23 protein-coding genes are annotated in these 21119 nt (G+C 68.8%); 10 read left to right on the plus strand and 13 right to left on the minus strand.

Features of this window, described 5'->3' with window-relative positions:
• Nucleotides 1-95: 95 nt before the first annotated feature.
• Both HFP15_RS40545 and rsgA read right to left on the minus strand, forming a co-directional pair.
• The gene (locus HFP15_RS40545) at nucleotides 96-911 is read right to left on the minus strand and encodes an SCO4651 family lipoprotein (protein ID WP_246272522.1); all 816 of its coding nucleotides are present in this window, start codon (nucleotides 909-911) and stop codon (nucleotides 96-98) included.
• Nucleotides 912-947: 36 nt separating this feature from the next.
• A complete protein-coding gene (gene rsgA / locus HFP15_RS40550) occupies nucleotides 948-1937 on the minus strand; it encodes a ribosome small subunit-dependent GTPase A (protein ID WP_168523660.1) in 990 nt (329 codons plus the stop codon).
• Nucleotides 1938-2020: 83 nt separating this feature from the next.
• On the opposite strand from rsgA, the gene HFP15_RS40555 reads away from it, so the two are divergent.
• A complete protein-coding gene (locus HFP15_RS40555; RefSeq protein ID WP_168523700.1) occupies nucleotides 2021-2770 on the plus strand; it encodes an SOS response-associated peptidase in 750 nt (249 codons plus the stop codon).
• The gene (locus HFP15_RS40560) at nucleotides 2767-3375 is read left to right on the plus strand and encodes an alpha/beta hydrolase family protein (protein ID WP_168523662.1); all 609 of its coding nucleotides are present in this window, start codon (nucleotides 2767-2769) and stop codon (nucleotides 3373-3375) included. Before HFP15_RS40555 ends, HFP15_RS40560 begins: the two co-directional genes overlap by 4 nt.
• Nucleotides 3376-3415: 40 nt before the next feature.
• Here HFP15_RS40560 and ybaK read toward each other — a convergent pair whose 3' ends face one another.
• Complete coding sequence (gene ybaK, locus HFP15_RS40565; protein WP_168523664.1) at nucleotides 3416-3892, minus strand: Cys-tRNA(Pro) deacylase; 477 nt, start codon at nucleotides 3890-3892, stop codon at nucleotides 3416-3418.
• 229 nt (nucleotides 3893-4121) lie between these two features.
• On the opposite strand from ybaK, the gene HFP15_RS40570 reads away from it, so the two are divergent.
• A complete protein-coding gene (locus HFP15_RS40570) occupies nucleotides 4122-4757 on the plus strand; it encodes a sigma-70 family RNA polymerase sigma factor (RefSeq protein ID WP_168523666.1) in 636 nt (211 codons plus the stop codon).
• A complete protein-coding gene (rsrA, locus tag HFP15_RS40575) occupies nucleotides 4754-5068 on the plus strand; it encodes a mycothiol system anti-sigma-R factor (RefSeq protein ID WP_168523668.1) in 315 nt (104 codons plus the stop codon). The genes HFP15_RS40570 and rsrA overlap by 4 nt, the downstream gene beginning before the upstream one ends.
• Before the next feature lie 64 nt (nucleotides 5069-5132).
• Here rsrA and HFP15_RS44275 read toward each other — a convergent pair whose 3' ends face one another.
• Nucleotides 5133-5207: a 50S ribosomal protein bL37 gene (locus tag HFP15_RS44275; protein WP_098515123.1), complete on the minus strand. Its 75-nt coding sequence runs from the start codon at nucleotides 5205-5207 to the stop codon at nucleotides 5133-5135.
• 92 nt (nucleotides 5208-5299) lie between these two features.
• On the opposite strand from HFP15_RS44275, the gene HFP15_RS40580 reads away from it, so the two are divergent.
• On the plus strand, nucleotides 5300-6805 hold the full coding sequence (locus HFP15_RS40580) for a sensor histidine kinase (RefSeq protein ID WP_168523670.1): 1506 nt from the start codon (nucleotides 5300-5302) through the stop codon (nucleotides 6803-6805).
• Between the two features lie 189 nt (nucleotides 6806-6994).
• Here the strand turns inward: HFP15_RS40580 and HFP15_RS40585 are convergent, their stop codons facing one another.
• Nucleotides 6995-7249, minus strand: coding sequence for a WhiB family transcriptional regulator (locus tag HFP15_RS40585; RefSeq protein ID WP_168523672.1), 255 nt, complete (start codon nucleotides 7247-7249; stop codon nucleotides 6995-6997).
• A gap of 279 nt (nucleotides 7250-7528) precedes the next feature.
• A complete protein-coding gene (locus tag HFP15_RS40590) occupies nucleotides 7529-8437 on the minus strand; it encodes a diacylglycerol/lipid kinase family protein (protein WP_168523674.1) in 909 nt (302 codons plus the stop codon).
• 368 nt (nucleotides 8438-8805) lie between these two features.
• Between HFP15_RS40590 and HFP15_RS40595 the strand changes: the two genes are divergently transcribed.
• Complete coding sequence (locus HFP15_RS40595; protein WP_168523676.1) at nucleotides 8806-9279, plus strand: hypothetical protein; 474 nt, start codon at nucleotides 8806-8808, stop codon at nucleotides 9277-9279.
• A 1-nt stretch (nucleotide 9280) separates the two neighbouring features.
• On the opposite strand, the gene HFP15_RS40600 is transcribed toward HFP15_RS40595, so the two are convergent.
• From HFP15_RS40600 to HFP15_RS40620, 5 genes are read right to left on the minus strand one after another with little or no spacing between them, the layout of a single operon-like run.
• Nucleotides 9281-9835, minus strand: coding sequence for a YbaB/EbfC family nucleoid-associated protein (locus HFP15_RS40600; protein WP_168523678.1), 555 nt, complete (start codon nucleotides 9833-9835; stop codon nucleotides 9281-9283).
• Nucleotides 9832-10854 carry a hypothetical protein gene (locus HFP15_RS40605; protein WP_168523680.1) on the minus strand — a complete coding sequence of 341 codons (1023 nt, stop codon included), beginning with the start codon at nucleotides 10852-10854 and terminating at the stop codon, nucleotides 9832-9834. Before HFP15_RS40605 ends, HFP15_RS40600 begins: the two co-directional genes overlap by 4 nt.
• A complete protein-coding gene (locus HFP15_RS40610) occupies nucleotides 10854-11237 on the minus strand; it encodes a hypothetical protein (protein ID WP_168523682.1) in 384 nt (127 codons plus the stop codon). Before HFP15_RS40610 ends, HFP15_RS40605 begins: the two co-directional genes overlap by 1 nt.
• A 49-nt stretch (nucleotides 11238-11286) precedes the next feature.
• Nucleotides 11287-11760 carry a GNAT family N-acetyltransferase gene (locus HFP15_RS40615; protein ID WP_168523683.1) on the minus strand — a complete coding sequence of 158 codons (474 nt, stop codon included), beginning with the start codon at nucleotides 11758-11760 and terminating at the stop codon, nucleotides 11287-11289.
• Between the two features lie 10 nt (nucleotides 11761-11770).
• On the minus strand, nucleotides 11771-12352 hold the full coding sequence (locus HFP15_RS40620) for an acid phosphatase (protein WP_168523685.1): 582 nt from the start codon (nucleotides 12350-12352) through the stop codon (nucleotides 11771-11773).
• Nucleotides 12353-12410: 58 nt separating this feature from the next.
• Here HFP15_RS40620 and HFP15_RS40625 point away from each other — a divergent pair, with 58 nt between their 5' ends.
• Complete coding sequence (locus tag HFP15_RS40625) at nucleotides 12411-12881, plus strand: hotdog fold domain-containing protein (protein WP_168523687.1); 471 nt, start codon at nucleotides 12411-12413, stop codon at nucleotides 12879-12881.
• 92 nt (nucleotides 12882-12973) lie between these two features.
• Nucleotides 12974-14587: a GMC oxidoreductase gene (locus HFP15_RS40630; protein WP_168523689.1), complete on the plus strand. Its 1614-nt coding sequence runs from the start codon at nucleotides 12974-12976 to the stop codon at nucleotides 14585-14587.
• Here HFP15_RS40630 and HFP15_RS40635 read toward each other — a convergent pair.
• A complete protein-coding gene (locus tag HFP15_RS40635) occupies nucleotides 14580-15176 on the minus strand; it encodes a dTDP-4-dehydrorhamnose 3,5-epimerase family protein (protein WP_168523691.1) in 597 nt (198 codons plus the stop codon). The two genes, HFP15_RS40630 and HFP15_RS40635, sit on opposite strands and share 8 nt — an antisense overlap.
• A 392-nt stretch (nucleotides 15177-15568) precedes the next feature.
• Between HFP15_RS40635 and HFP15_RS40640 the strand changes: the two genes are divergently transcribed.
• Both HFP15_RS40640 and HFP15_RS40645 read left to right on the plus strand, forming a co-directional pair.
• Nucleotides 15569-16774, plus strand: a complete 1206-nt coding sequence (locus tag HFP15_RS40640) for an NAD(P)-dependent malic enzyme (protein WP_168523693.1) — start codon at nucleotides 15569-15571, stop codon at nucleotides 16772-16774.
• A 10-nt stretch (nucleotides 16775-16784) separates the two neighbouring features.
• Nucleotides 16785-17864, plus strand: a complete 1080-nt coding sequence (locus HFP15_RS40645) for an ABC transporter ATP-binding protein (RefSeq protein ID WP_168523695.1) — start codon at nucleotides 16785-16787, stop codon at nucleotides 17862-17864.
• A gap of 437 nt (nucleotides 17865-18301) precedes the next feature.
• On the opposite strand, the gene HFP15_RS40650 is transcribed toward HFP15_RS40645, so the two are convergent.
• The coding region (locus HFP15_RS40650; RefSeq protein ID WP_168523698.1) for a multifunctional oxoglutarate decarboxylase/oxoglutarate dehydrogenase thiamine pyrophosphate-binding subunit/dihydrolipoyllysine-residue succinyltransferase subunit at nucleotides 18302-21119 on the minus strand (2818 nt) is incomplete at its 5' end.

Below are 21119 nucleotides of genomic sequence, written 5' to 3' on the forward strand. Positions count from 1 at the left end.
GGAACCGGCAGCCAACGGCGTAACCGGCACCGGGGGGCACCGGGAAAAGACGAAAAGATGCCTCGCCGCCGCGCCTCTACCGGGTCCCGAGGACGTCAGCCGCCCAGCTTCAAGTCGCCTACCTGGTCCGCGGGCGGGGCCGTCAGGGTCACCGGGGTGCCCCAGTCCGTGTAGGTCATGGTCATCGTCATGTCCGTGAGCTGGCTCGGGGCGCCCATGGCCTTCATCATCGAACCGAGGTCCTCGGTGATCTTCACCGGAAGCAGGTCCTGGTTGAGCCACAGTTCGAGCGGGATCGTGCCGGTCTTGCCCTTCAGCAGGTCCAGCATCTCCTGCGGATACCCGCTGTCGGCGAGCTTGTTCATCACCTTGGTCAGGTCGACGTCGATCCAGTAGTGCGTGACCGGCTGACCGTCCAGTGTGGTCTGCTCGTTGCGCTTGATGGTCCCGGCTTCCTGGATCTGGTCCAGGTACTTGCTCGGGTCGTTCTGCTCGGCGTTGGTGCTCGCCCCCATCGACTTCGCCATTGGGTTGTTCGGGTCCAGCTTGCCCCAGGGCTTGCCGCCCGTCATTTTCTCCCGGTATTCCTCCGGCAGCTGAATGTAAGCGGAACCGTCGACGTAAAGAATCTCTTCGTGCACGGGGCCGACATCCATCGACATTTGCATCGCGGTGTTGGCACCGTCATACCGGCCGGCACCCTGGCCGGTGAATTTCTGTCCGGCCAACGCGGTCTCGAACGTGAACTTCGAGGACTTGGCCTCCGCCGTTTTCGACGATGCGGCGCGCACGAGTTCCTGCGCGTCGGTGAAACTTTCCCCGCTGGGCGTCCCGGAGACGGTCTTGGTCCCGCATCCGGTCAAAGCGACGACGAGCGCGAGCACGCTTGCGCCCAGAGCCGTTCTCTTCATTTATCGCAGCCCCTGTCTGGAAAACGTGATTTGCGCTCATAATTCCAGACCGGCCCGCGAGGCGAGTAACCGTCTCAGTGATCGCAGCCGCCGCGAGTCGTCGACGTCGTCGAGCATGCAGTCCGGGTCCTCCGGCGGCCCGAGGTGTCCGCAGCCGGGCGGGCATTCCTCCGCCGCCTCGGCGAACTCGCCGAACGCGGACACGATGTCGTCGGCCGTGATGTGCGCCAGACCGAAAGATCGCACGCCCGGCGTGTCGATCACCCAGCCGCCTTCCGGCAACGGCAACGCGACCGCCGCGACCGACGTGTGCCTGCCCTTGCCGACCGCACTGACCTCGCCGGTCGCCAGTTCGGCGTCCGGCACCAGCCGGTTGACCAGTGTCGACTTGCCGACACCGGAGTGGCCGACGAGTGCGGAGACCCGGCCCCGCACCGTGTCCGACAGCGGAAGCGAGTCCTCGTCGTGCCTGGTGACGAGGGTCGGCACGGCCAGGTCGGCGTAGTTCTCCAGCAGCGTCTCCGGGCTCGCCAGATCGGCCTTGGTCAGGCACAGGACCGGTTGCAGGCCACCGGCGTAGCAGGCGACGAGGCACCGGTCGATGAAACCGGTGCGCGGTGGCGGATCGGCGAGCGCCGTGACGATCAGCAACTGCTCGGCGTTCGCGACGACGATGCGTTCGTAGGGATCGGTGTCGTCGGCCGTGCGCCGCAGCACGCTGGTGCGGTCCTCGACCCGGACGATGCGGGCCAGTGTGTCCGGCTTGCCGCTGACGTCGCCGACGAGACCCACCTGATCGCCGACGACGACCGGTGTGCGCCCCAGTTCCCGCGCCCGCATCGCGACCACCGGGCGCGCCGGATCCGCGTCCACGGCGCACGTCCAGCGGCCCCGGTCGACCGCGACGACCATCGCGCTCACCGCGTCGGCGTGCCCGGGCCGGCGCTTGCTCCGGGGCCGCGAACCACGTCCGGGACGCACCCGGACGTCGCTCTCGTCGAGCTTCCGCCAGTCCCTGCTCGCCAAGCCATTCCTCCCTGCGTGTCCCACACGATGATCCCTGATGTGTGTCACGATGGTTGTTCCGAGGCATGAAGGAGTTGGCTGAGATGTGCGGCCGCTATGCCGCGACGAAGAACCCCGCGGCCCTGGTGCAGGAGTTCGACGCGGTGGACGAGACCGGCGGCGAGGTGCGCGAGGACTACAACGTCGCGCCCACCAAGAACGTGGTGACCGTGGTGCAGCGCCATCCCCGCGACGAGGACGGCACCGTGCTGGAGGACGAGCCGACGGTGCGCAGCCTGCGGATCATGCGCTGGGGGCTGGTCCCGTTCTGGGCGAAGGACCCCTCGGTCGGCAACCGGATGATCAACACGCGCGCGGAGACGGCCACCGAGAAGCCCGCCTTCAAACGCGCGCTGGCCAAACGCCGCTGCCTCGTGCCCGCCGACGGCTGGTTCGAATGGCGCCGTGACGGCAAGAAGAAGGAACCGTTCTACATGACCGGCCCCGATCTGGCGTTCGCCGGGATCTGGGAGAGCTGGCGCCCGAAGGACAGCGACGACGATCCGCTCATCACGTTCTCGATCATCACCACCGACGCGATCGGCAGGCTCACCGACATCCACGACCGGATGCCGCTGCTGATGACCAAGAACAGGTGGGCGAACTGGCTCGACCCGGACCGCGCCGAGGTCGGTGAGCTGCTCACGCCGTCGCGCGAGCTGATCGACACCCTCGAACTGCGGCCGATCTCGGACAGGGTCAACAACGTCCGCAACAACGGCCCTGAGCTGCTGGAACGTGTCGAGGCCGGGCAGGCCGACCTGGACGCGCCCCTGTTCGACCTGCCGAAATGACCAAGATCGAGATCCTCACCCCGCACGGCCCGGCGCGTGCCGAACTGCACTGCGCCGAGGAGGACGCGGCCGTGCTCATGCTCGGACACGGCGCGGGCGGCGGTATCGAGGCCAAGGACCTGGTCGCGGTCACGCGCGCCGCGCAGACCGCGGGTGTGAACGTCGCGCTCGTCGAACAGCCCTACCGCGTCGCGGGCCGCCGTGCCCCGGCCCCGGCCAAGCAGCTCGACGCGGCGTGGCTCGCGGTGGCCGAGGAGATGACGGACCGGTTCGACGGGCTGCCGCTGGTGTTCGGCGGTCGTTCGTCGGGCGCCCGGGTCGCGTGCCGCACGGCCGCGGCGGGGCAGGCGGTCGCCGTGCTGTGCCTGGCCTTTCCCGAGCACCCGCCCGGTAAACCGGAAAAGTCCCGCCAGGCCGAACTCGACGCCGTCGAGGTGCCCACCCTCGTCGTGCAGGGCGAGTCCGATCCGTTCGGCAGGCCGCGACCGGGCCCGCACCACGAGGTCGTCGTCATCGCGGGCACGCACGCGCTGGACAAGGACCTCGACGGCCTGTCCCGCGCCGTCACCGAATGGCTGGGCCGCGTGCTGCGGCCGCTCACGTAGGCGGTCTCAGCCGAACACAGCCTTGCGCGGGACCTCGGGGTCAAGCGCCGATGGGTGCGACCGTCGCCGAGGTCAGCTCGATCAGATCCGCCGGCGCCAGTTCCAGCTCCAGGCCACGCCGTCCGCCCGAACAGAACACCGTCTGAAAGTCCCGCACCGAGGAGTCGATCACCACGGGCAGCCGGCTGCGCTGGCCGAGCGGTGAGATCCCGCCGAGCACGTACCCCGTCGCCCGCTGGGCGGCACCGGCGTCGGCCATCCGGGCGCGCTTCCCGCCCGCGGCGGCCGCCAGTGCCTTCAGGTCCAGCTGCCCGGTGACCGGAACGACGCCGACGGTGAGCTTGCCGTCCACGTCCGCGACGAGCGTCTTGAACACCCGGGCCGGTTCGACGCCGAGCGCTTCGGCGGCCTCCGTCCCGTACGACTCGTGCTTCGGATCGTGATCGTAGGTGTGCAGTTCGTGCACCGTCTTGCGCTTCGCGAGCAGCGCGGTCGCGGGCGTTCCCTTTCCAGCCACCCGCCGAGCCTATTGTCCGTGATCTCACACGCCGGGGAATGCCCCCGGCCCGCACGTCGTTGTGCAGGGCGTGATGACGAAACTTGCTCATCCGACGGACCAGGTACGGGTGTTCACTCTTCCTGGTCAGCCAGGCCAAGCAGACCCTACCCGCGTAAGCTGGAACCCGTCATATGCGCATCCGGCTACGCGCGCGACCCGCACGGCGGGGGATGGGGAAGGGAAAGGTTTGGCGAGCACGCAAGACGACGCGAGGCCCGAGTCCGGCACCGAGCAGGAGGATGCCGTCGAACGCGCCGAGCGTTTCGAGCGCGATGCGATGCCGCTGCTCGACCAGCTGTACTCGGCGGCGATGCGGATGACCCGCAATCCCGCGGACGCCGAGGACCTGGTGCAGGAGACCTACCTGAAGGCCTACGGCGCCTTCGGGTCCTTCAAGGAGGGCACCAACCTCAAGGCGTGGATGTACCGCATCCTGACCAACACCTACATCAACGGCTACCGCAAGCGGCAGCGCCAGCCGTTGCAGCAGCCCACCGAGGAGATCTCCGACTGGCAGATCGCCCAGGCGGAGAGCCACACCTCCAGCGGGCTGCGCTCGGCCGAGGTCGAGGCGATGGACCGGCTGCCGGACACCGACGTGAAGGCCGCCCTGCAGCAGCTGCCCGAGGAGTTCCGGCTGGCGGTGTACCTCGCCGACGTCGAAGGCTTCGCGTACAAGGAAATCGCCGAGATCATGGACACTCCGATCGGCACCGTGATGTCCCGGCTGCACCGGGGCCGCGCGCAGCTGCGTAACCTGCTCGCCGACGTTGCGCGCGAGCGCGGTTTCATTCGTGGCGCTCAGCAGGAGGTAGCGCGATGAGTGGCGCTGAATCCGACAAGGACAAGGTCAACTGCAGCGAGGCGCTCGCCGAGATCTTCCTGCTGCTGGATAGCGAGTGCAGCCCCGAGCGGGACGCCGAGCTCCGGCGGCACATCGAGGACTGCCCGCCGTGCCTCGAGGAGTACGGCATCGACGAGCAGCTCAAGCAGTTGCTGGCCCGCAAATGCGGCGGCGAGATCGCGCCCAGCGAGCTGAAGCAGAAGCTGCGCGCGTCGATCCGTAAGACCGTCGAGACGCGCGGTGGCGTGACCATCGAGCGCACCGAGGTCAGCGTCGACCGCCGCGACTGAGTTGTCGACATGAAAAGGCCCCGGCACGATTGAACATTGCCGGGGCCTTTTCCTCGCCCGGAAATCAGGCGTTGGGCTTCTTGCCGTGGTTCGCGCCGTTCTTCTTGCGGTCGCGGCGCTTACGGGCACGCTTGGACATGTCACAACTCCTCGGTCTAGCTGCTGCCTCCAGTGTGTCATGCTGTGTTTCGCGCCCAGACCGGGGTGCGACGGTGCTTGACGGAGAAACGAGTGTCCACACTTTCCGACCTGCTGGACGAGAACACAAGTCTGCCTGGTGAAGCGGCCGACCATTTGCAGGCCGTGGTGGCCGAATGGCAGCTGCTGGCGGACCTTTCGTTCGCGGATTTCCTGCTGTGGGTCCCGGTTTCGCCGGCACTGAAAGAGCAGGGCGGGGACTTCGTGTGCGTCGCGCATGCCCGTCCGACCACCGCGCCGACCGCGCACCCCGAGGACGTCGTCGGCACCCGGTTCACCGTCGCGGAGCATCCGCAGCTGGCCAGGGCCGTGCGTGAGGTGCGGATCTGCCGCGAGGAGGACCCGCACTGGTACCGCGACCTGCCGATGCGGCGAGAGGCGATCCCGGTGCGGTTCGGCGGTGAGGTCATCGCGGTGCTGAGCCGCGAGACGAACCTGGCGGCGCCGCGGGTGCCCAGCCCGCTGGAGGTCGCCTACCTCGGCAGCGCCGGCGACCTGTGCCAGATGATCGTGGACGGCACGTTCCCGAGCCCCGATTCGCAGAGCGACGTGCACACCAGCCCCCGCGTCGGCGACGGCCTGATCCGGCTGGACTCCGGCGGCAACGTGGTTTTCGCCAGCCCCAACGGGCTTTCGGCGTACCACCGGATGGGGCACGAGTCCGATCTGGTCGGTACCCGGCTGGCCCCGCTGACGCGATCGCTGATCCGCGACCCGTTCGACGCGACCGAGGTCGCCCACCGCATCCTCGACGCGCTGGACGGTAAACCCGGCAGCCGCACCGAAGCCGACTCGCGGCGTGGCGCCGTGGTGCTGTTCCGCGCACTGCCGTTGCGGCCGCACGGGCAGCCCGCCGGCGCGCTCGTGCTCGTGCGTGACGTGACAGAGGTCAAACGGCGGGACCGGGCGCTGCTGTCGAAGGATGCGACGATCCGCGAGATCCATCACCGGGTCAAGAACAACCTGCAGACCGTGGCCGCCCTGCTGCGGCTGCAGTCCCGGCGCACGTCGAGCCCGGAGGCGAGGCAGGCACTGACGGAGTCGGTGCGGCGGGTGGCCTCGATCGCGATGGTGCACGAGGCGCTGTCGGTGTCGGTCGACGAGCGGGTGGATCTCGATCAGCTGCTGGACAACGTGCTGCCCATGGTCGGCGAGGTGGCGACCGCGGAGTCGCGGGTCGCCATCAGCCGGACCGGGTCGTTCGGAGTCGTGGTGGCCGAGATCGCGACGCCACTGGTGATGGTGCTGGCCGAGCTGGTGCAGAACGCGGTGGAGCACGCGTTCCCCGACGGGCGGCCGGGCAAGGTGGAGATCTCGGTGTCCCGTTCGGCACGCTGGCTGGACATCCTGATCCGCGACAACGGGCGGGGCCTGCCGTCGGGTTTCTCGCTGGAGCGTGCCGACGGGCTCGGCCTGCAGATCGTGCGGACCCTGGTGGAGTCCGAGCTGCGGGGCTCCCTGTCGCTGCGGCGTCTGCGCGACGGCGAGAAGCGCGGCACGGAGGCCGCGTTGCGGGTCCCGCTCAGCCGCCGCCTCTGAGGACCCTCGCACTGCCAGACGGCGACTTTCCCCGCCGGGCGGTTCGCGCGAAAAGACGCACGCCAAAAGGGCTGGTACCGAATGGGTACCAGCCCTTTAAGCGTGGGAAGTTCGGACCTGCGAGGGCCCGGGCGAGCTGCTCGCGTGGCCCGGTGTCGGGCCGCGGCTAGCCGCGCCGTATCGTGGTGTTCAGGCGTTGCTGCGCATACCGATGTGAGCGCGACGGCGCTTGAGGGCGCGACGCTCGTCCTCGCTCATACCGCCCCACACACCGGCGTCCTGACCACTGGCCAAAGCCCAGGCCAGGCAGTCGGAAGCGACGGTGCAGCGGTGGCATACGGCTTTCGCCTCGGCGATCTGCAGCACAGCGGGACCACTGTTACCCACGGGGAAGAACAGTTCCGGGTCCTCGTCTCGGCAGGCCGCGTCGTGGCGCCAGTCCATTTTCGTGAGCTCCTTCTAGGGGGCGCAGTACTCTGCGCCACAGTCGTCATGGCGGTCGTTTTTTTGGGGTGCTTGTGAATGCTTTCACGAAGCACGGCTTTCGACAAGGGTTTTTTGTTGATCGGTGAGTCAGCTCACCTGGTCGGGCGACCGTTCTGACCTGCGGTTTCTCTCCGAAACACCGTCCATGGCGGAAGCGCTGTGCGGTGAGCGGAGCCTTCGTGTCGATGAGCGGCAAGTTGCACTTTGCCGCACACGATCACTCTCGACCCGTACCCATCAGGCCAGGACGGTCAGCGCGTGCGGTACGCTCACGAATTTCACGCTGGTCCGCTGGCCGACCGGGTCGCCGTCTACCTGGAAGTTTACCGGCTGTTCGGCCTCGATGCTGAGCATCTCGAGGTCGTCGTGCCGCAGCAGCCGCTTACCGCGGTGCTTCGCCTGGTCGCGCAGCGCCTGCCGCACGTGGCGATAAATGGTCCCGAGCCCGAGTTCGCGCAGGGCGAACAAGCCCAGGCCGGTCTCGAACGAGGTTCCGGTGTTCAGATGCACCGGCCGCGCGCCCAGATAGCTCCACGGGTCGGTGTTGGAGACGAACGCCGTGCGCACCTCGACGGGCTCCTCACCGGGCAGGCGCACGCGCAGCGCCTGCTTGCCGTTGGGCGGCCGGAAGTAGCAGGCGACGGCGGCCCGCATGTACAGCACGGCGTTGGTCTGCTTGCCGCGCCGGTCGGCCACGGCGGCCACCACGTCGGCGTCCCAGCCCAGCCCGGCGTTGAAGGTGAACCAGCGCTCGTCGGCGCGGCCCAGGTTGACCGAGCGGCTGTGCCCGCCCTCGATGGCCCGCAGCAGCTCATGCGTGGCCTCGACCGGATCGCGGGGAATGCCGAGCGCGCGGGCGAACACGTTGGCCGAGCCGCCGGGCACCACGCCCAGCGCGGTGCGACTGCCCGGCCCGTCCGCGAGCAGCCCGTTGACGACCTCGTTCACCGTGCCGTCGCCGCCGTGCGCGACCACGAGTTCGACGCCCTCGCGTGCCGCCCCGCGAGCCACGGCCAGCGCGTGGCCGCGGTAGTCGGTCTCGACCACCTCGAGCTTGACCTGACTCGCCAGCGCGTGCGCCAGCACGTCACGGCCGCCTGCCGTGGTGGACGTGGCCTGCGGGTTCACGAGGAGAATCGCGCGCACTACCGCAGGGTAGGGCACGTACCGGGTCCACCGGCCGGCCGAGGAGCCGCAAATCACTACGGGGATTCCGCGACGAAGGAGTGATCGCGGGTCAGGGCCCCGGACGTCACGACAACGAGTTCGAGTGCCGGTGGGACCTCCCATCGCAGACGAAGGGCCGCTCGTCGTGACAAGTGCACCCGGGCCGACCGCCCGCTCGCCGACGACACTCAGATCTTCACCCCTGTGCCCGCGGTTCGAAAACGGCCGACCGGGTGGCATACGATCGAAAGTGCTTACGCAAGGTCACCGCAGGCTCGCATGATCGCCGGTGTCGAACCCGATCGCAGCGCCGAGGGGCCAGCAAGGACAGTGGAGGCCCGGTTCCCGTGTCGCTCAAGGACAAAATCGCCCCCGCGCCGCGTGAGGTCCGGCTCGCCGGCCTCGTCACGGCGCTGCCGGGACTCGGCCTGATCGTGTTCGGCATCGTCCTGCTCGCCGCGACCGGGCAGTCCGACGCGCCGCGCAACAACGTGCTCGCCGAGGCAGTGTTCTACGTGCTGTTCGGCCTGGCCGTGCTGGGGTGCGCCGCCGGTCTCGCCGCCGGGCACACCTGGGCCCGTTCGCCCGGTGTGGTGATGGCACTCATCACGATGGGGGTCGGCTGGTACCTCGCCGGCCCGTCGGGGCTGCCGGGGCCGGGCGTGCCGGTGATCCTGGTGGGCCTGCTGATCGTGGTGCTCTTGTTCCGCCAGCCGGCCAGGGCGTGGGCGCTGGGCCAGCGAGAGGGCGAGTCCGAGGAGGAGGCGGCGGAGCGCGGCGGCCTCGAAGGGCGCGCCGCCCGCCGCGAGAAGGACCGGTAAATCAGCTCCGCCGCATGACCCGGAAACCCTTTTCGTACCAGTCGTCGTCACCCGGTTTCGGCGCCGGCGGCGGCTCCGGGATCGGCGGGACGAGGTCGTAGCCGGGCATCGACCGGTCCTTGAGATACGTCAGGTGCGCGTCGCGCGGGTTCGGTTTCCGTGCCGGCTCCGTGTGGGGCACCTCGCGGCCTGCCTGCAGGTCCGGCTGATGCTGCAGGCGCCACCGCAACCGGTCCATCACATAGCCGCCCGCGCCCATGGACTGCAGCAGTTCGCCGCTGCGCTGGGCCGATTCCCGTTGTGCCTGCGCGTAAGTGCGCATGACGAGGTTCGCGATCTCGGCCGGGGTCATCTTCGCCACCGCGTCGCCGAGCCTGAGCCGGGTGAGCACGCCGTCGCTGTTGACCGACACCGCGACGGCGCCGTCCGGCGAGGTGGCTTCGGCCGACAGTTCGGCCAACGCGGAGACGACTTGCTTCCGGTCCGGCTTCTTGGCGGCGGGGCCGGGTGCGGGCCGCCGTTTCGGTTGGCCCGCACCCGATTCCGGCCCGCTCACGAGAACGGCTTCGCGACGTTGTCGTCGGCCGCTTCCCGTTCCCGCTGCCGGTCACCCGGCTTGTACCGCGGGATGTCCTTGCCGGAGTCGCGCACGTTGCGCTCGGTCTCCGGCGGGATGTCGTTGGTGCCGAAGTTGTCCGGGTTGAAACTGCGGCCAGGGCTGACGTCCGGCGGGTCCTGCAGTTCCGGCATCTCGAGCGCATTGATGTCGTGCACGAGCTTCTCGCCGGTCCGGCCGAGTTCGGTCTTGATGTCGTCGATCGCGTCGAGGAAGTCCTGGTAGATGTCCTCGGGCTTGTCACCTTCCAGCGGCTTGTGCGTGATCTCGCCGACGACGACGGATCCCGCCGCGCTGCCCGCGATCACCGCACCCGCCGCGAGCAGCGACGCGCCACCGGTGGGCACGGCGAGTAGTCCGGCGATCGCACCGGTGAACGCGTCGGTCAGCACCTCGCTGTTGCCGCGCGCGTTGGCCTGCTCCGCCTGCCTGTACTGATCGGCCGCATCGCGGAACGAACCCGACAGGTTGCGCAGATCGCTGCGGCCCTTGGCGATCATCTCGCGGGCCGCGACCACGTCGCTCTGCAGGATCGACAGCTTGCTCTCGACGATCTCGTACTCCTCGGTGAGGTTGAGCACGTAGTACTTCGTCTGGTTCGCGGCGTCGCCACGCCATTCGCCGAGCATGTCGTGCGCCTGCTGCAGTTCGACCTTCGAGTCCCGCTGCAGCGTCTCCCGGATGCGGCCGAGGTCGTCGATGATGCCCTGCAGCCCGTCCTTGGCACCCGGCTCGATATCGGCCTGGGAGAACTCGACGAAGCGCGAGCGGATCTCGTCCTTCCACTGCTGCTGCACCGATTCCTGGCCGTTGAGCCAGGGGTTCCACATGGTGCTCCACAGGGTGTCGACCGCGGCGAAGGCGTCCAGCGCCGCGTCGTGCAGCGAGCTGACGATGCCCTCGAGCAGCGACTCGTTGGCCGGTGCGTCCTCGGCGGCGAGGTCGAAGTAGCCGTCCATCAGAGCTCACCCAGCCGCTCGGAGAATCGCGCCATCTGGGCCTGGACGGCGGAATCGTTGTCCTCGTACAGATCGGCGACCTGACGCAGCGCGCGGGCGGCGCCCCAGGTGTTCTCGTCCAGCCTGGCCAGCAGATCCGCGATGCGCTCGCGGTGTGCGTCGTAGGCGCCGGCGATGGCAGGCATGCCCAGCGTCGAGCCGAACGCGGTCGCGGGCGGCAGCGTGATGCCACCGAAGATCCCGCCGACGGACAGGTCCCTGCCCTCGGTCGGCAGCGCCATGCCCGCTACGTCCTGCTGGGCCTCGGCGGCGGCGTCCGAGGCGTTCCCGAGTCGGCGGCTCGCCTCCCGGAGATCGTCCAGTTGAGTGCTGAAGCCGTCCAAGATTCTCCCCTTCTGACCCATTTGTATGGTTCAGACTTTAGCGGAGGATTCAGACCTGCTTGGCCAGTTTTTCCAGTGCGGTGTCGGTGAGCCGGTACACGGTCCACTCGTCCATCGGGATCGCGCCGAGCGCCTTGTAGAAGCCCGTCGCCGGGTTCCAGTCGAGCACCGACCATTCGAGCCTGCCGTAGCCGTTGTCGACGCATTCCTTCGCCAGCGTCGCCAGCAGCTCCTTGCCGAGCCCCGAACCACGCAGCTCGGGACGCACGTAGAGGTCCTCGAGGTAGATGCCGTGCACGCCGCGCCAGGTGGAGAAGTTGAGAAACCACAAGGCGAAACCGACGATCTGGCCGTCCTCCTCGGCAACGTGCCCGAACACGGCGGGGCGCTCGCCGAACAGGGCGGTGCGCAGTTTCGCCGAGTCCAGGCGGCATTCCGCCGGGGCCTTCTCGTAGGCGGCGAGGTCGTGCACCAGCCCTACGACGGTGTCTACATCGGACTCGGCAATGCGGCGGATGCTCAACGAAACCTACTTACGACGGTGGGATGTTCAGGTTTTCGATCTTGGGCACGCCCCGCTCGTCGCCGAGCACGGTGACCCCCGCCGGGTCGAGTCCGAAGTGGACACCCGCGGTCGCGGGCAGGCCGAGCCAGCGGGCGATGAGCACCCGGCTGAAATGACCGTGCCCGATCAGGATCACCTCGGTCTCGGCCAGTGCGGCGCGCACCCGGTCGAGGAGCTTATCGGCCCTGGCACTGACCTGGTCAACGGTTTCTCCGCCGGGCATCGGATGCGACCACACCGTCCAGCCCGGCACGGTCTGCCTGATCTGCGGAGTGGTGACGCCCTCGTAGTCGCCGTAGTCCCATTCGGCCAGGTCCTCGACGGCCTCGTCCACGACGAGTCCGGCGAGGTCGGCGGTGCGCATCGCGCGTTGCCGCGGGCTGCTCAGCACGAGCGCGGGACCCTTGCGCAGCGTGCACAGCGTCATCCCGGCGGCGCGTGCCTGGTTCTCGCCCGCGAGCGTGAGCGGGATGTCCGTACGGCCGGTGTGCCGCCCGTTGACGGACCATTCGGTCTGACCATGACGTAGGAGGAAGAGCTCGTGGTCCACGGTTGCGAACATAGCAATCCCTCTGCTTTATTACTCGTCAGTAACAAGGGAGTGTGAGATGGCATCGACGTTCGCGATGTGGAACCGGCTGGCCGCCCTGCCGGGTGGTAAAAGGCTGTTCTCGGTCGCGGTTTCCCTGCGTGCGCCCTATTTCCGGACGGTGCTGCCCTCGGTGCGCGAGCTGCGTCCGGGCCGCTGTGAGGTCACCGCGCCGAAGTGGTGGGGTGTGCACAACCACATAGGAACTTTTCACGCGATCGCGGCGTGCAACCTCGCGGAGATCGCCATGGGCATGGTGGCCGAGGCCACGGTGCCACCGACGCATCGCTGGCTGCCCAAGGGCATGACCGTCGCCTACGTCGCCAAGGCGGAGACCGGGCTGCGGGCCGTCGCCGAGCTGCCGGAGATCCCGGAGTTCGGTGACGAGGGCTTCGAGCTGCCGGTGCCGGTGGAGATCCTCGACAAGAACGGCAAAACGGTGGTGACCGTGACGATCACGATCTGGGTGACGAGGAAGAAGCAGCGCTGAGCCTGCGGTCCGGGGCGGCCTCTCGGTGGGATGCCTCGCACCTTAGTTTACACCGTTTACAAATACCGGGGAGCGCGAATATGGTTCGCGGCATGTCCCCCTCGTTCTCGCGCAGGCGTTTCCTCGGCGCGGCCGCGCTCAGCTCGGCCGCGGCGGCCGGACTGTCCACGATCTCCCTCGCCGGCGAGGCTTCGGCCGCGCAGGAGCGCGAATTCTGGCCAGCGGTGGTGATCGGCACCGGCTACGGCGCCGCCGTCACCGCGCTGCGGCTCGGGTCCGCCGGCATTCCGACGGTGATGCTCGAAATGGGTCAGCTGTGGAACACGCCCACGTCCGACGGCACCATCTTCTCGGGCATGCTCTCGCCCGACCGGCGGTCGATGTGGTTCAAGAAGCGCACCGAGGCGCCGCTTGCGTCGTTCCTGTGGCTCGATCTGGCCAACCGCAACATCGACTCCTACGCGGGTGTCCTCGATCGGGTCCATTTCGGTGACATGTCGGTGTACGTCGGACGCGGAGTCGGCGGCGGTTCACTGGTCAACGGCGCGATGGCCGTGGTGCCGAAGCGCTCGTACTTCACCGAGATCCTGCCCGAGGTGGACGCCGACGAGATGTACGGCACCTACTACCCGAGGGCCAACGCCGGCCTCGGCGTGAACCACATCGACCCGGACTGGTTCGAGACCTGCAAGTCCTACCAGTTCGCGCGCGTATCCAGGAAGGCCGCGCAGAAGGCCGGCCTGACCACGACGTTCGTGCCCAGCGTCTACGACTTCGACTACATGCGCCGCGAGGAGGCGGGCGAGGTACCGCGCTCGGCGCTGGCCTCCGAGGTGATCTACGGCAACAACCACGGCAAGCGCTCGCTGGACAAAACCTATCTCGCCGCCGCGCTGGGCACCGGCAACGTCACCATCCAGAGCCTGCACGAGGTGCGCGACATCGAGCGGCAGGCCGACGGCACCTACCTGCTGACCGTGCGCCAGATCGACCCCGAGGGCAGCGTCGTGGCGACCAAGCAGATCGGCACGCGCCACCTGTTCCTCGGCGCGGGCAGCCTCGGCTCGACCGAACTGCTCGTGCGAGCCCGCGACACCGGCAAGTTGCCCGAGCTGGGCGACGAGGTCGGTCAGGGCTGGGGCACCAACGGCAACGTGATGCTCGGCCGCGCGAACCACATCTGGGACACCACCGGCTCACTCGAATCCGGGATGCCCGCGCTGGGCATCGACGCCTGGAACGACCCGAAGTACCCGGTGTTCGCCGAGATCGCGCCGGTGCCAGCGGGCATCGAGACGTGGGCGAGCCTGTACCTGGCGATCACCCGCAACCCCGAGCGCGGTCACTTCTCCTACGACGCCGCGAGCGACTCGGCCAGGCTGAACTGGGACGTCGCGCAGGGCCGGCCGTCGATCGACGCCGCGAAGCAGCTGTTCGACAAGATCAACTCGGCCGGCAAGACGATTTACCGGTACGACCTGTTCGGCGACACGCGCGCGTTCGAGAACCGGTTCACCTACCACCCGCTCGGCGGCTTGGTGCTGGGCAAGGCCACCGATCTCTACGGCCGGGTCAAGGGCTACCCCGGGCTGTACGTGACCGACGGTTCGCTCATCCCCGGCAGCACCGGCGTGAACCCGTTCGTCACGATCACCGCGCTCGCCGAGCGCAACATCGAGCGCGTGCTGGCCGAGGACCTCACCTGAGCGAGTCGTAGTGCTCGACGCAAGCGTCGTAACGGGGAAGGAGGCCGGCGGCCAGCGCCTGGGACAGGGTGGGGGCCTCGGCGTCCTTCTCCGACACGATGTGCTCGACGCCGGACGGCCACGGCAGGCCGAGGTCCGGGTCGAACGGGCTCACCCCGTGCTCGGCCGAGGGGTTGTAGCCCGTCGAGCACAGGTACGACATCGCCGTGTCGTCCTCCAGCGCGATGAACGCGTGGCCGAGCCCCTCGGCCACGTAGACCGCGCGGAAGTCGACCGAGTCCAGCCGTACCGCGTCCCAGCGGCCGAAGGTCGGGGAGCCCGTGCGCAGGTCCACGATCACATCGAGCAGCGCGCCACGCGGGCAGTAGACGTACTTCGCCTGCCCCGGCGGGGTGTCGGCGAAATGCACGCCGCGGATCGTGCCCCGGCGGGACACGCTGTGGTTCGTCTGGCCCAGCCGCATCGGATGACCGACCGCCTCGACGAGCGCGGACTCCTGGAACGGGGCGACGAACAGGCCGCGGTGGTCGGGAAACTGCTGCGGGGTGAACTCGTAGGCGTCCTTCACGGCGAGCTCGCGCACCTTCATGCGCTTCACCATATCGGTGATCAACCAAGCCGGACGGACGTCTTGTTATACCGGTGTCGACCAGGTGTGTTACCAATCCGGCCGAAAGTGGGCCAATCTGAGCAACAGAGGCCGGCCTATGCCAGCCGGACAGCCGTGACTGCCGCCGGACTGGTAACCATCAGCAGAGTGTGATATCAGCCGCACCTGAGGATCACAACCGGCGGTGAGCCTGCAACACTGGGAGGACCGCCGCGTCCGCGGCCGTCGCCTCACCAAGGGCTCGCACGGCCGAATCGGACGCCTTGCCGGCAGATGGCGCCACCGCGTCGAGGCTGCCGAGCAGCACAAGCCAGTGCTACAGGAATCGGGGAGAGCTGTCCCCGTGCGCGGTCCCGGGAGGGATTCCGAAGATGACTTACGCTCAGACGACAAGGAACGCGATGCAGGACAACGACACGTCGCCGGTCACCGACGACGAGATCTTCGCCGGCCACGAGGGCGGCAAGTTGTCCGTGGCCGCGACCCGGCCGATCTCCCGCCCGCGTGACCTCTCGGTCGCCTACACGCCGGGGGTGGCCAAGGTGTCGCGGGCCATCGCCGAGGACGCGTCGCGCGCGCAGCGCTACACGTGGGCCGACCGCCTGGTCGTCGTGGTGAGCGATGGCACCGCCGTGCTCGGGCTCGGCGACATCGGGGCGAGCGCCTCGCTGCCCGTGATGGAGGGCAAGTCGGTGCTGTTCAAGACCTTCGGCGGGCTCGACTCGATCCCGCTGGTGCTGGACACCACCGACGTCGACGAGATCGTCGAGACGCTGGTGCGGCTGCGCCCGTCGTTCGGCGCGGTCAACCTCGAGGACATCTCCGCGCCGCGCTGCTTCGAGCTGGAGGACAAGCTCAAGGAGGCGCTGGACTGCCCGGTCATGCACGATGACCAGCACGGCACGGCGATCGTGACGCTGGCCGCGCTGCGCGGGGCGAACCTGGTGCTCGGCCGGGACATCACCAAGCAGCGGGTGGTCGTGTCCGGTGCGGGCGCGGCCGGTGTCGCGTGCGCGCGGATCCTGCAGGAAGCCGGGGTGGCCGATGTCACGATGCTGGACTCGAAGGGCGTCATCCACCCCGGGCGCGAGGGCCTGAACCCGATCAAGCAGCGGCTGGCCGAGACCACCAACGCGGCGGGGCTGACCGGTGGCATCGCCGACGCGCTCAAGGGTGCGGACGTGTTCCTCGGGCTGTCCGGCTCCACGATCGATCCGGCGCTGCTGGGCAGCATGGCCGAGGACCCGATCGTGTTCGCACTGTCCAATCCGGACCCGGAGGTGCAGCCGGACGAGGCCGCCAAGTACGCGGCGATCGTGGCCACCGGGCGCAGCGACTTCCCGAACCAGATCAACAACGTGCTGGCCTTCCCGGGCGTGTTCCGCGGCGCGCTCGACGCGGGCGCGCGGGCGATCACCGAGAACATGAAGCTGGCGGCCGCCGAGGCGATCGTCGCCGTGGCGCAGGACGATCTCGGCCCGGACCGCATCGTGCCGAGCCCGCTCGACCCGCGCGTCGCGCCGGAGGTGGCCGCGGCCGTGGCGAAGGCCGCCGTGGAGGACGGTGTGACCGGCTAGAGTCGGCCCTGTGGGGATCGAGTTCGCGGACGTCACCAAGCGGTACCCGGACGGCACCGTCGCGGTGGACGGGCTGAGCATGACCATCGAGGACGGCACCATCACGGTGTTCGTCGGCCCGTCCGGCTGCGGCAAGACCACGTCGCTGCGGATGATCAACCGCATGGTCGAGCCGACGTCGGGCAGGGTGCTGCTCGACGGCAAGGACGTCCGCGACTCGGATCCGGCGGTGCTGCGGCGCGGGATCGGCTACGTCATCCAGCATGCGGGCCTGTTCCCGCATCGCACCGTGCTCGACAACGTGGCCACCGTGCCGCTGCTGTCCGGCTGGGGCAAGCGCAAGGCGCGGGACCGGGCGGCGGAGCTGATGGAGATCGTGGGGCTGCCCGCCGAACTCGGTAAGCGCTATCCGGCGCAGCTGTCCGGCGGGCAGCGCCAGCGCGTCGGCGTGGCCCGCGCGCTCGCGGCCGATTCACCGGTGCTGCTGATGGACGAGCCGTTCTCGGCCGTCGACCCCATCGTGCGGGAGGGTCTGCAGGACGAGTTGCTGCGGCTGCAGTCGCAGCTGGGCAAGACGATCGTGTTCGTGACGCACGACATCGACGAGGCGGTGCGGCTCGGGGACCGGGTCGCGGTGATGCGGGTCGGCGGGAAGCTCGCGCAATACGGGACACCCTCGGACGTGCTGCGGTCCCCTGTGGACGATTTCGTGGCTTCCTTTGTGGGCAAGGACCGCGGCTACCGCGGTCTGTCCTTTGTGGATTCCGCTGGGGTGGAAGTGAAGGACGTCGCGACGGTGCGGGTCGGTGAACCGGTGCCGGCCCCGGTGTCGGACTGGCTGCTCGCGATCAACGACGCCGACCAGCCGCGCGGCTGGCTGCCGCCGGAGTCCACTGTGGAGGGCTCGCTGACGGAGGGTGACCTGGTCGCGGGTGGTTCGCTCTACCAGCAGGGCACGGCGATCCGGGGAGCATTGGACGCGGCGCTGTCCTCGCCCGCGGGGCTGGGCGTGGTCGCGGACGCCGAAGGCCGGGTGGTGGGCGTGGTGACCGCCCGCCAGGTACTCGACGTGATCGAAGGCCGCTCCTGAACCACCCCGCCTCCCGGCCGCCCCCACCCAAATGCCAGACCCCACAGCCCAAGCGCGAGTTGAGGCTTCCGCGCGCCCGAGTCGGGCTTTCCGGGTGCCCGAGTCGGGCTTTCTGCGCGCCCGAGTCGAGGTTTCCGCGTGGCCGGTTTGGGGTTTCTGCGCGGCCCGAGTTGAGGTTTCCGTGCGCCCGAGTCGGGGTCTCCGCGCGCCCGAGTCGGCGTTTCTGCGTGGGGCCGAGTCGGGGTCTCCGCGCGCCCGAGTCGGCGTTTCTGCGTGGGGCCGAGTTGAGGTTTCCGTGCGGCCGTGTCGGGGTTTCCGCGTGGCCGAGCGGGGCATTGCGGTCAGCGGATCGCCGGGCCCGTTTCACGTTCCCCCGCAACGAAAAGGCGCCCTTCCCCACTGAACTGGGAAGGGCGCCTTTCCTACGGCCTAAGCCATCACTCGAAGGCCTTCGCGATCAGGGCCTTCTGCTCCACCTCGTGCACCTTCGACGAACCGGCGCTCGGGGCGGCCATCGGGCGGCGGGCGACGACGTCCAGGCCCGCGAGCAGCTCCGGCAGCTTGCGCGGCAGGTGCAGACCGAAGAACGGCCAACCGCCCTGGTTCTCCGGCTCCTCCTGCACCCAGGCGACCTGCGAAGCCGAGGTGTAGCGCTCGAGCGCCGCGCGCAGCTTCTTCTCCGGGAGCGGGTAGTACTGCTCGATCCGCACGATCGCCACGTCGTTGGCCTCGCGCTTGGTCCGCTCCGCGACCAGCTCCCAGTAGAGCTTCCCGCTGGTCAGCAGGACCTTGCGGACGTTGCCGGGGTTCACTTCCTTGTCGTCGATGACCGACATGAACTTCGACTGGTCCACGAAGTCCTCGACCGGCGAGGTGGCCGCCTTGTTCCGCAGCATCGACTTCGGGGTGAAGACGATCATCGGGCGGCGGATGCCGTCGAGGGCGTGCCGGCGCAGCAGGTGGAAGTAGTTCGCCGGGGTGGAGGGCACCGCGACGGTCATCGAGCCCTCGGCGCACAGCGCCAGGAACCGCTCGATGCGGCCCGACGTGTGGTCCGGGCCCTGGCCCTCGTGCCCGTGCGGCAGCAGCAGCACCACATCGGACAGCTGTCCCCACTTGGCCTCGCCCGAGGAGATGTACTCGTCGATCACGGTCTGCGCGCCGTTGACGAAGTCACCGAACTGCGCTTCCCACATGACCAGCGCGTCGGCGTTGGCCACCGAGTAGCCGTACTCGAAACCGACCGCCGCGTACTCGGACAGCGCCGAGTCGTAGATCATCACGCGGCCCTGCTCGTCGCTGAGGTTCTGCAGCGGCGCGTACTCGCGGCCGGACTTGCGGTCGATCAGCACCGAGTGCCGCTGGGTGAACGTGCCGCGCCGCGAGTCCTGGCCGGACAGTCGCACGAGACGGCCTTCCATGGCCAGCGAACCGAACGCGAGCAGCTCACCGAACGCCCAGTCGACCCCGCCCTCGCGCGACATCTTCGCGCGGCGCTCCAGCACCGGCTTGACACGCGGGTGCGGGTTGAAGCCCTCGGGAACGTTGAGGAACGCGTCGCCGATGCGCTCGATGACGTCGCGGGACACCGCGGTCGGCACCTTGGCCGGCACCTGCTGCTCCTCCTCGACCGACGGGCTCGGCGCGATCGGGTGCTTCTCCAGCTCCCTGACCTCGTTGAACACGTGCTCCAGCTGGCTGGAGAAGTCACGCAGCGCGGCCTCGGCCTCCTCGACCGAAATGTCGCCACGGCCGATCAGCGCCTCGGTGTAGGTCTTACGCACCGAGCGCTTGGTGTCGATGATGTCGTACATTGCGGGCTGCGTCATCGACGGGTCGTCGCCCTCGTTGTGGCCACGGCGCCGGTAGCAGATCATGTCGATCACGACGTCCTTGTTGAACGCCTGCCGGTAGTCGACCGCGAGCTTCGCGACCCAGTGCGCGGCCTCCGGGTCGTCGCCGTTGACGTGGAAGATCGGCGCGCCGATCATCTTCGCGACGTCGGTGGCGTACTGCGACGAGCGCGCGTGCTCCGGCGCGGTCGTGAAGCCGACCTGGTTGTTGATGATGATGTGCACGGTGCCGCCGGTGCGGTATCCGCGCAGCAGCGCCAGGTTCAGCGTCTCGGCCACGACACCCTGGCCCGCGAACGCCGCGTCGCCGTGCAGCAGCACCGGCAGCACGGTGAAGCCGCCCTCGGTGTCGCCCTTGTCGAGGATGTCCTGCTTGGCGCGGACGATGCCCTCGAGCACCGGGTCCACGGTCTCCAGGTGCGACGGGTTCGCGGTCAGCGACACCTTGGTCTCGCCGTCGCCGAACATCCGGAAGTACTTGCCCTCGGCGCCGAGGTGGTACTTCACGTCACCGGAACCGTGCGCCTGGCCCGGGTCGAGGTTGCCCTCGAACTCCTGGAAGATCTGCGAGATCGGCTTGCCGACGATGTTGGCAAGCACGTTGAGCCTGCCGCGGTGCGGCATGCCGACGACGACCTCGTCGAGCTCGTGCTCGGCGGCCTTGTCCAGCACGGTGTCCAGCAGCGGGATCACCGTCTCGCCGCCTTCCAGCGAGAAGCGCTTCTGGCCGACGTACTTGGTCTGCAGGAAGGTCTCGAACGCCTCGGCGGCGTTGAGCTTGGACAGGATGTACTTCTGCACCGCGGCGTCGGGCTTGGCGTGCTGCACCTCGACCCGGTCCTGGATCCACCGGCGCTCCTCCGGGTCCAGGATGTGGGTGTACTCGACGCCGAGCGTGCGGCAGTAGGAGTCACGCAGCACACCGAGCACGTCGCGCAGCTTCATCCGCTGCTCGCCGGCGAACCCGCCCACCGCGAACTCGCGGTCGAGGTCCCACAGGGTCAGGCCGTGCGAGAGCACGTCGAGGTCGTCGTGGCGGCGCTGGCGGTAGTTCAGCGGGTCGGTGTCGGCCATCAGGTGGCCGCGCATCCGGTACGCGTCGATCAGTTCGAGGATGCGGGCCGTCTTGTCGACCGCGCCCTCGGGGATGTCCTCGACCCAGCGGACCGGCTCGTACGGCAGCCGCAGCGACGTGAAGATGTCGTCGTAGAAGCCGTCCCCGCCGAGCAGCAGCTCGTGGATGCGCTTGAGGTACTCACCCGACTCGGCGCCCTGGATGATGCGGTGGTCGTAGGTGGAGGTCAGCGTCATGATCTTGCTGACACCCAGGTCGACGAGTGTCTTCTCGCTGGTGCCTTCGAAGTGCGCCGGGTACTGCATGGCGCCGACGCCGATGATCGCG

It is taken from the genome of Amycolatopsis acididurans (genome assembly GCF_012328925.1).
Lineage (GTDB): Bacteria > Actinomycetota > Actinomycetes > Mycobacteriales > Pseudonocardiaceae > Amycolatopsis_E > Amycolatopsis_E acididurans.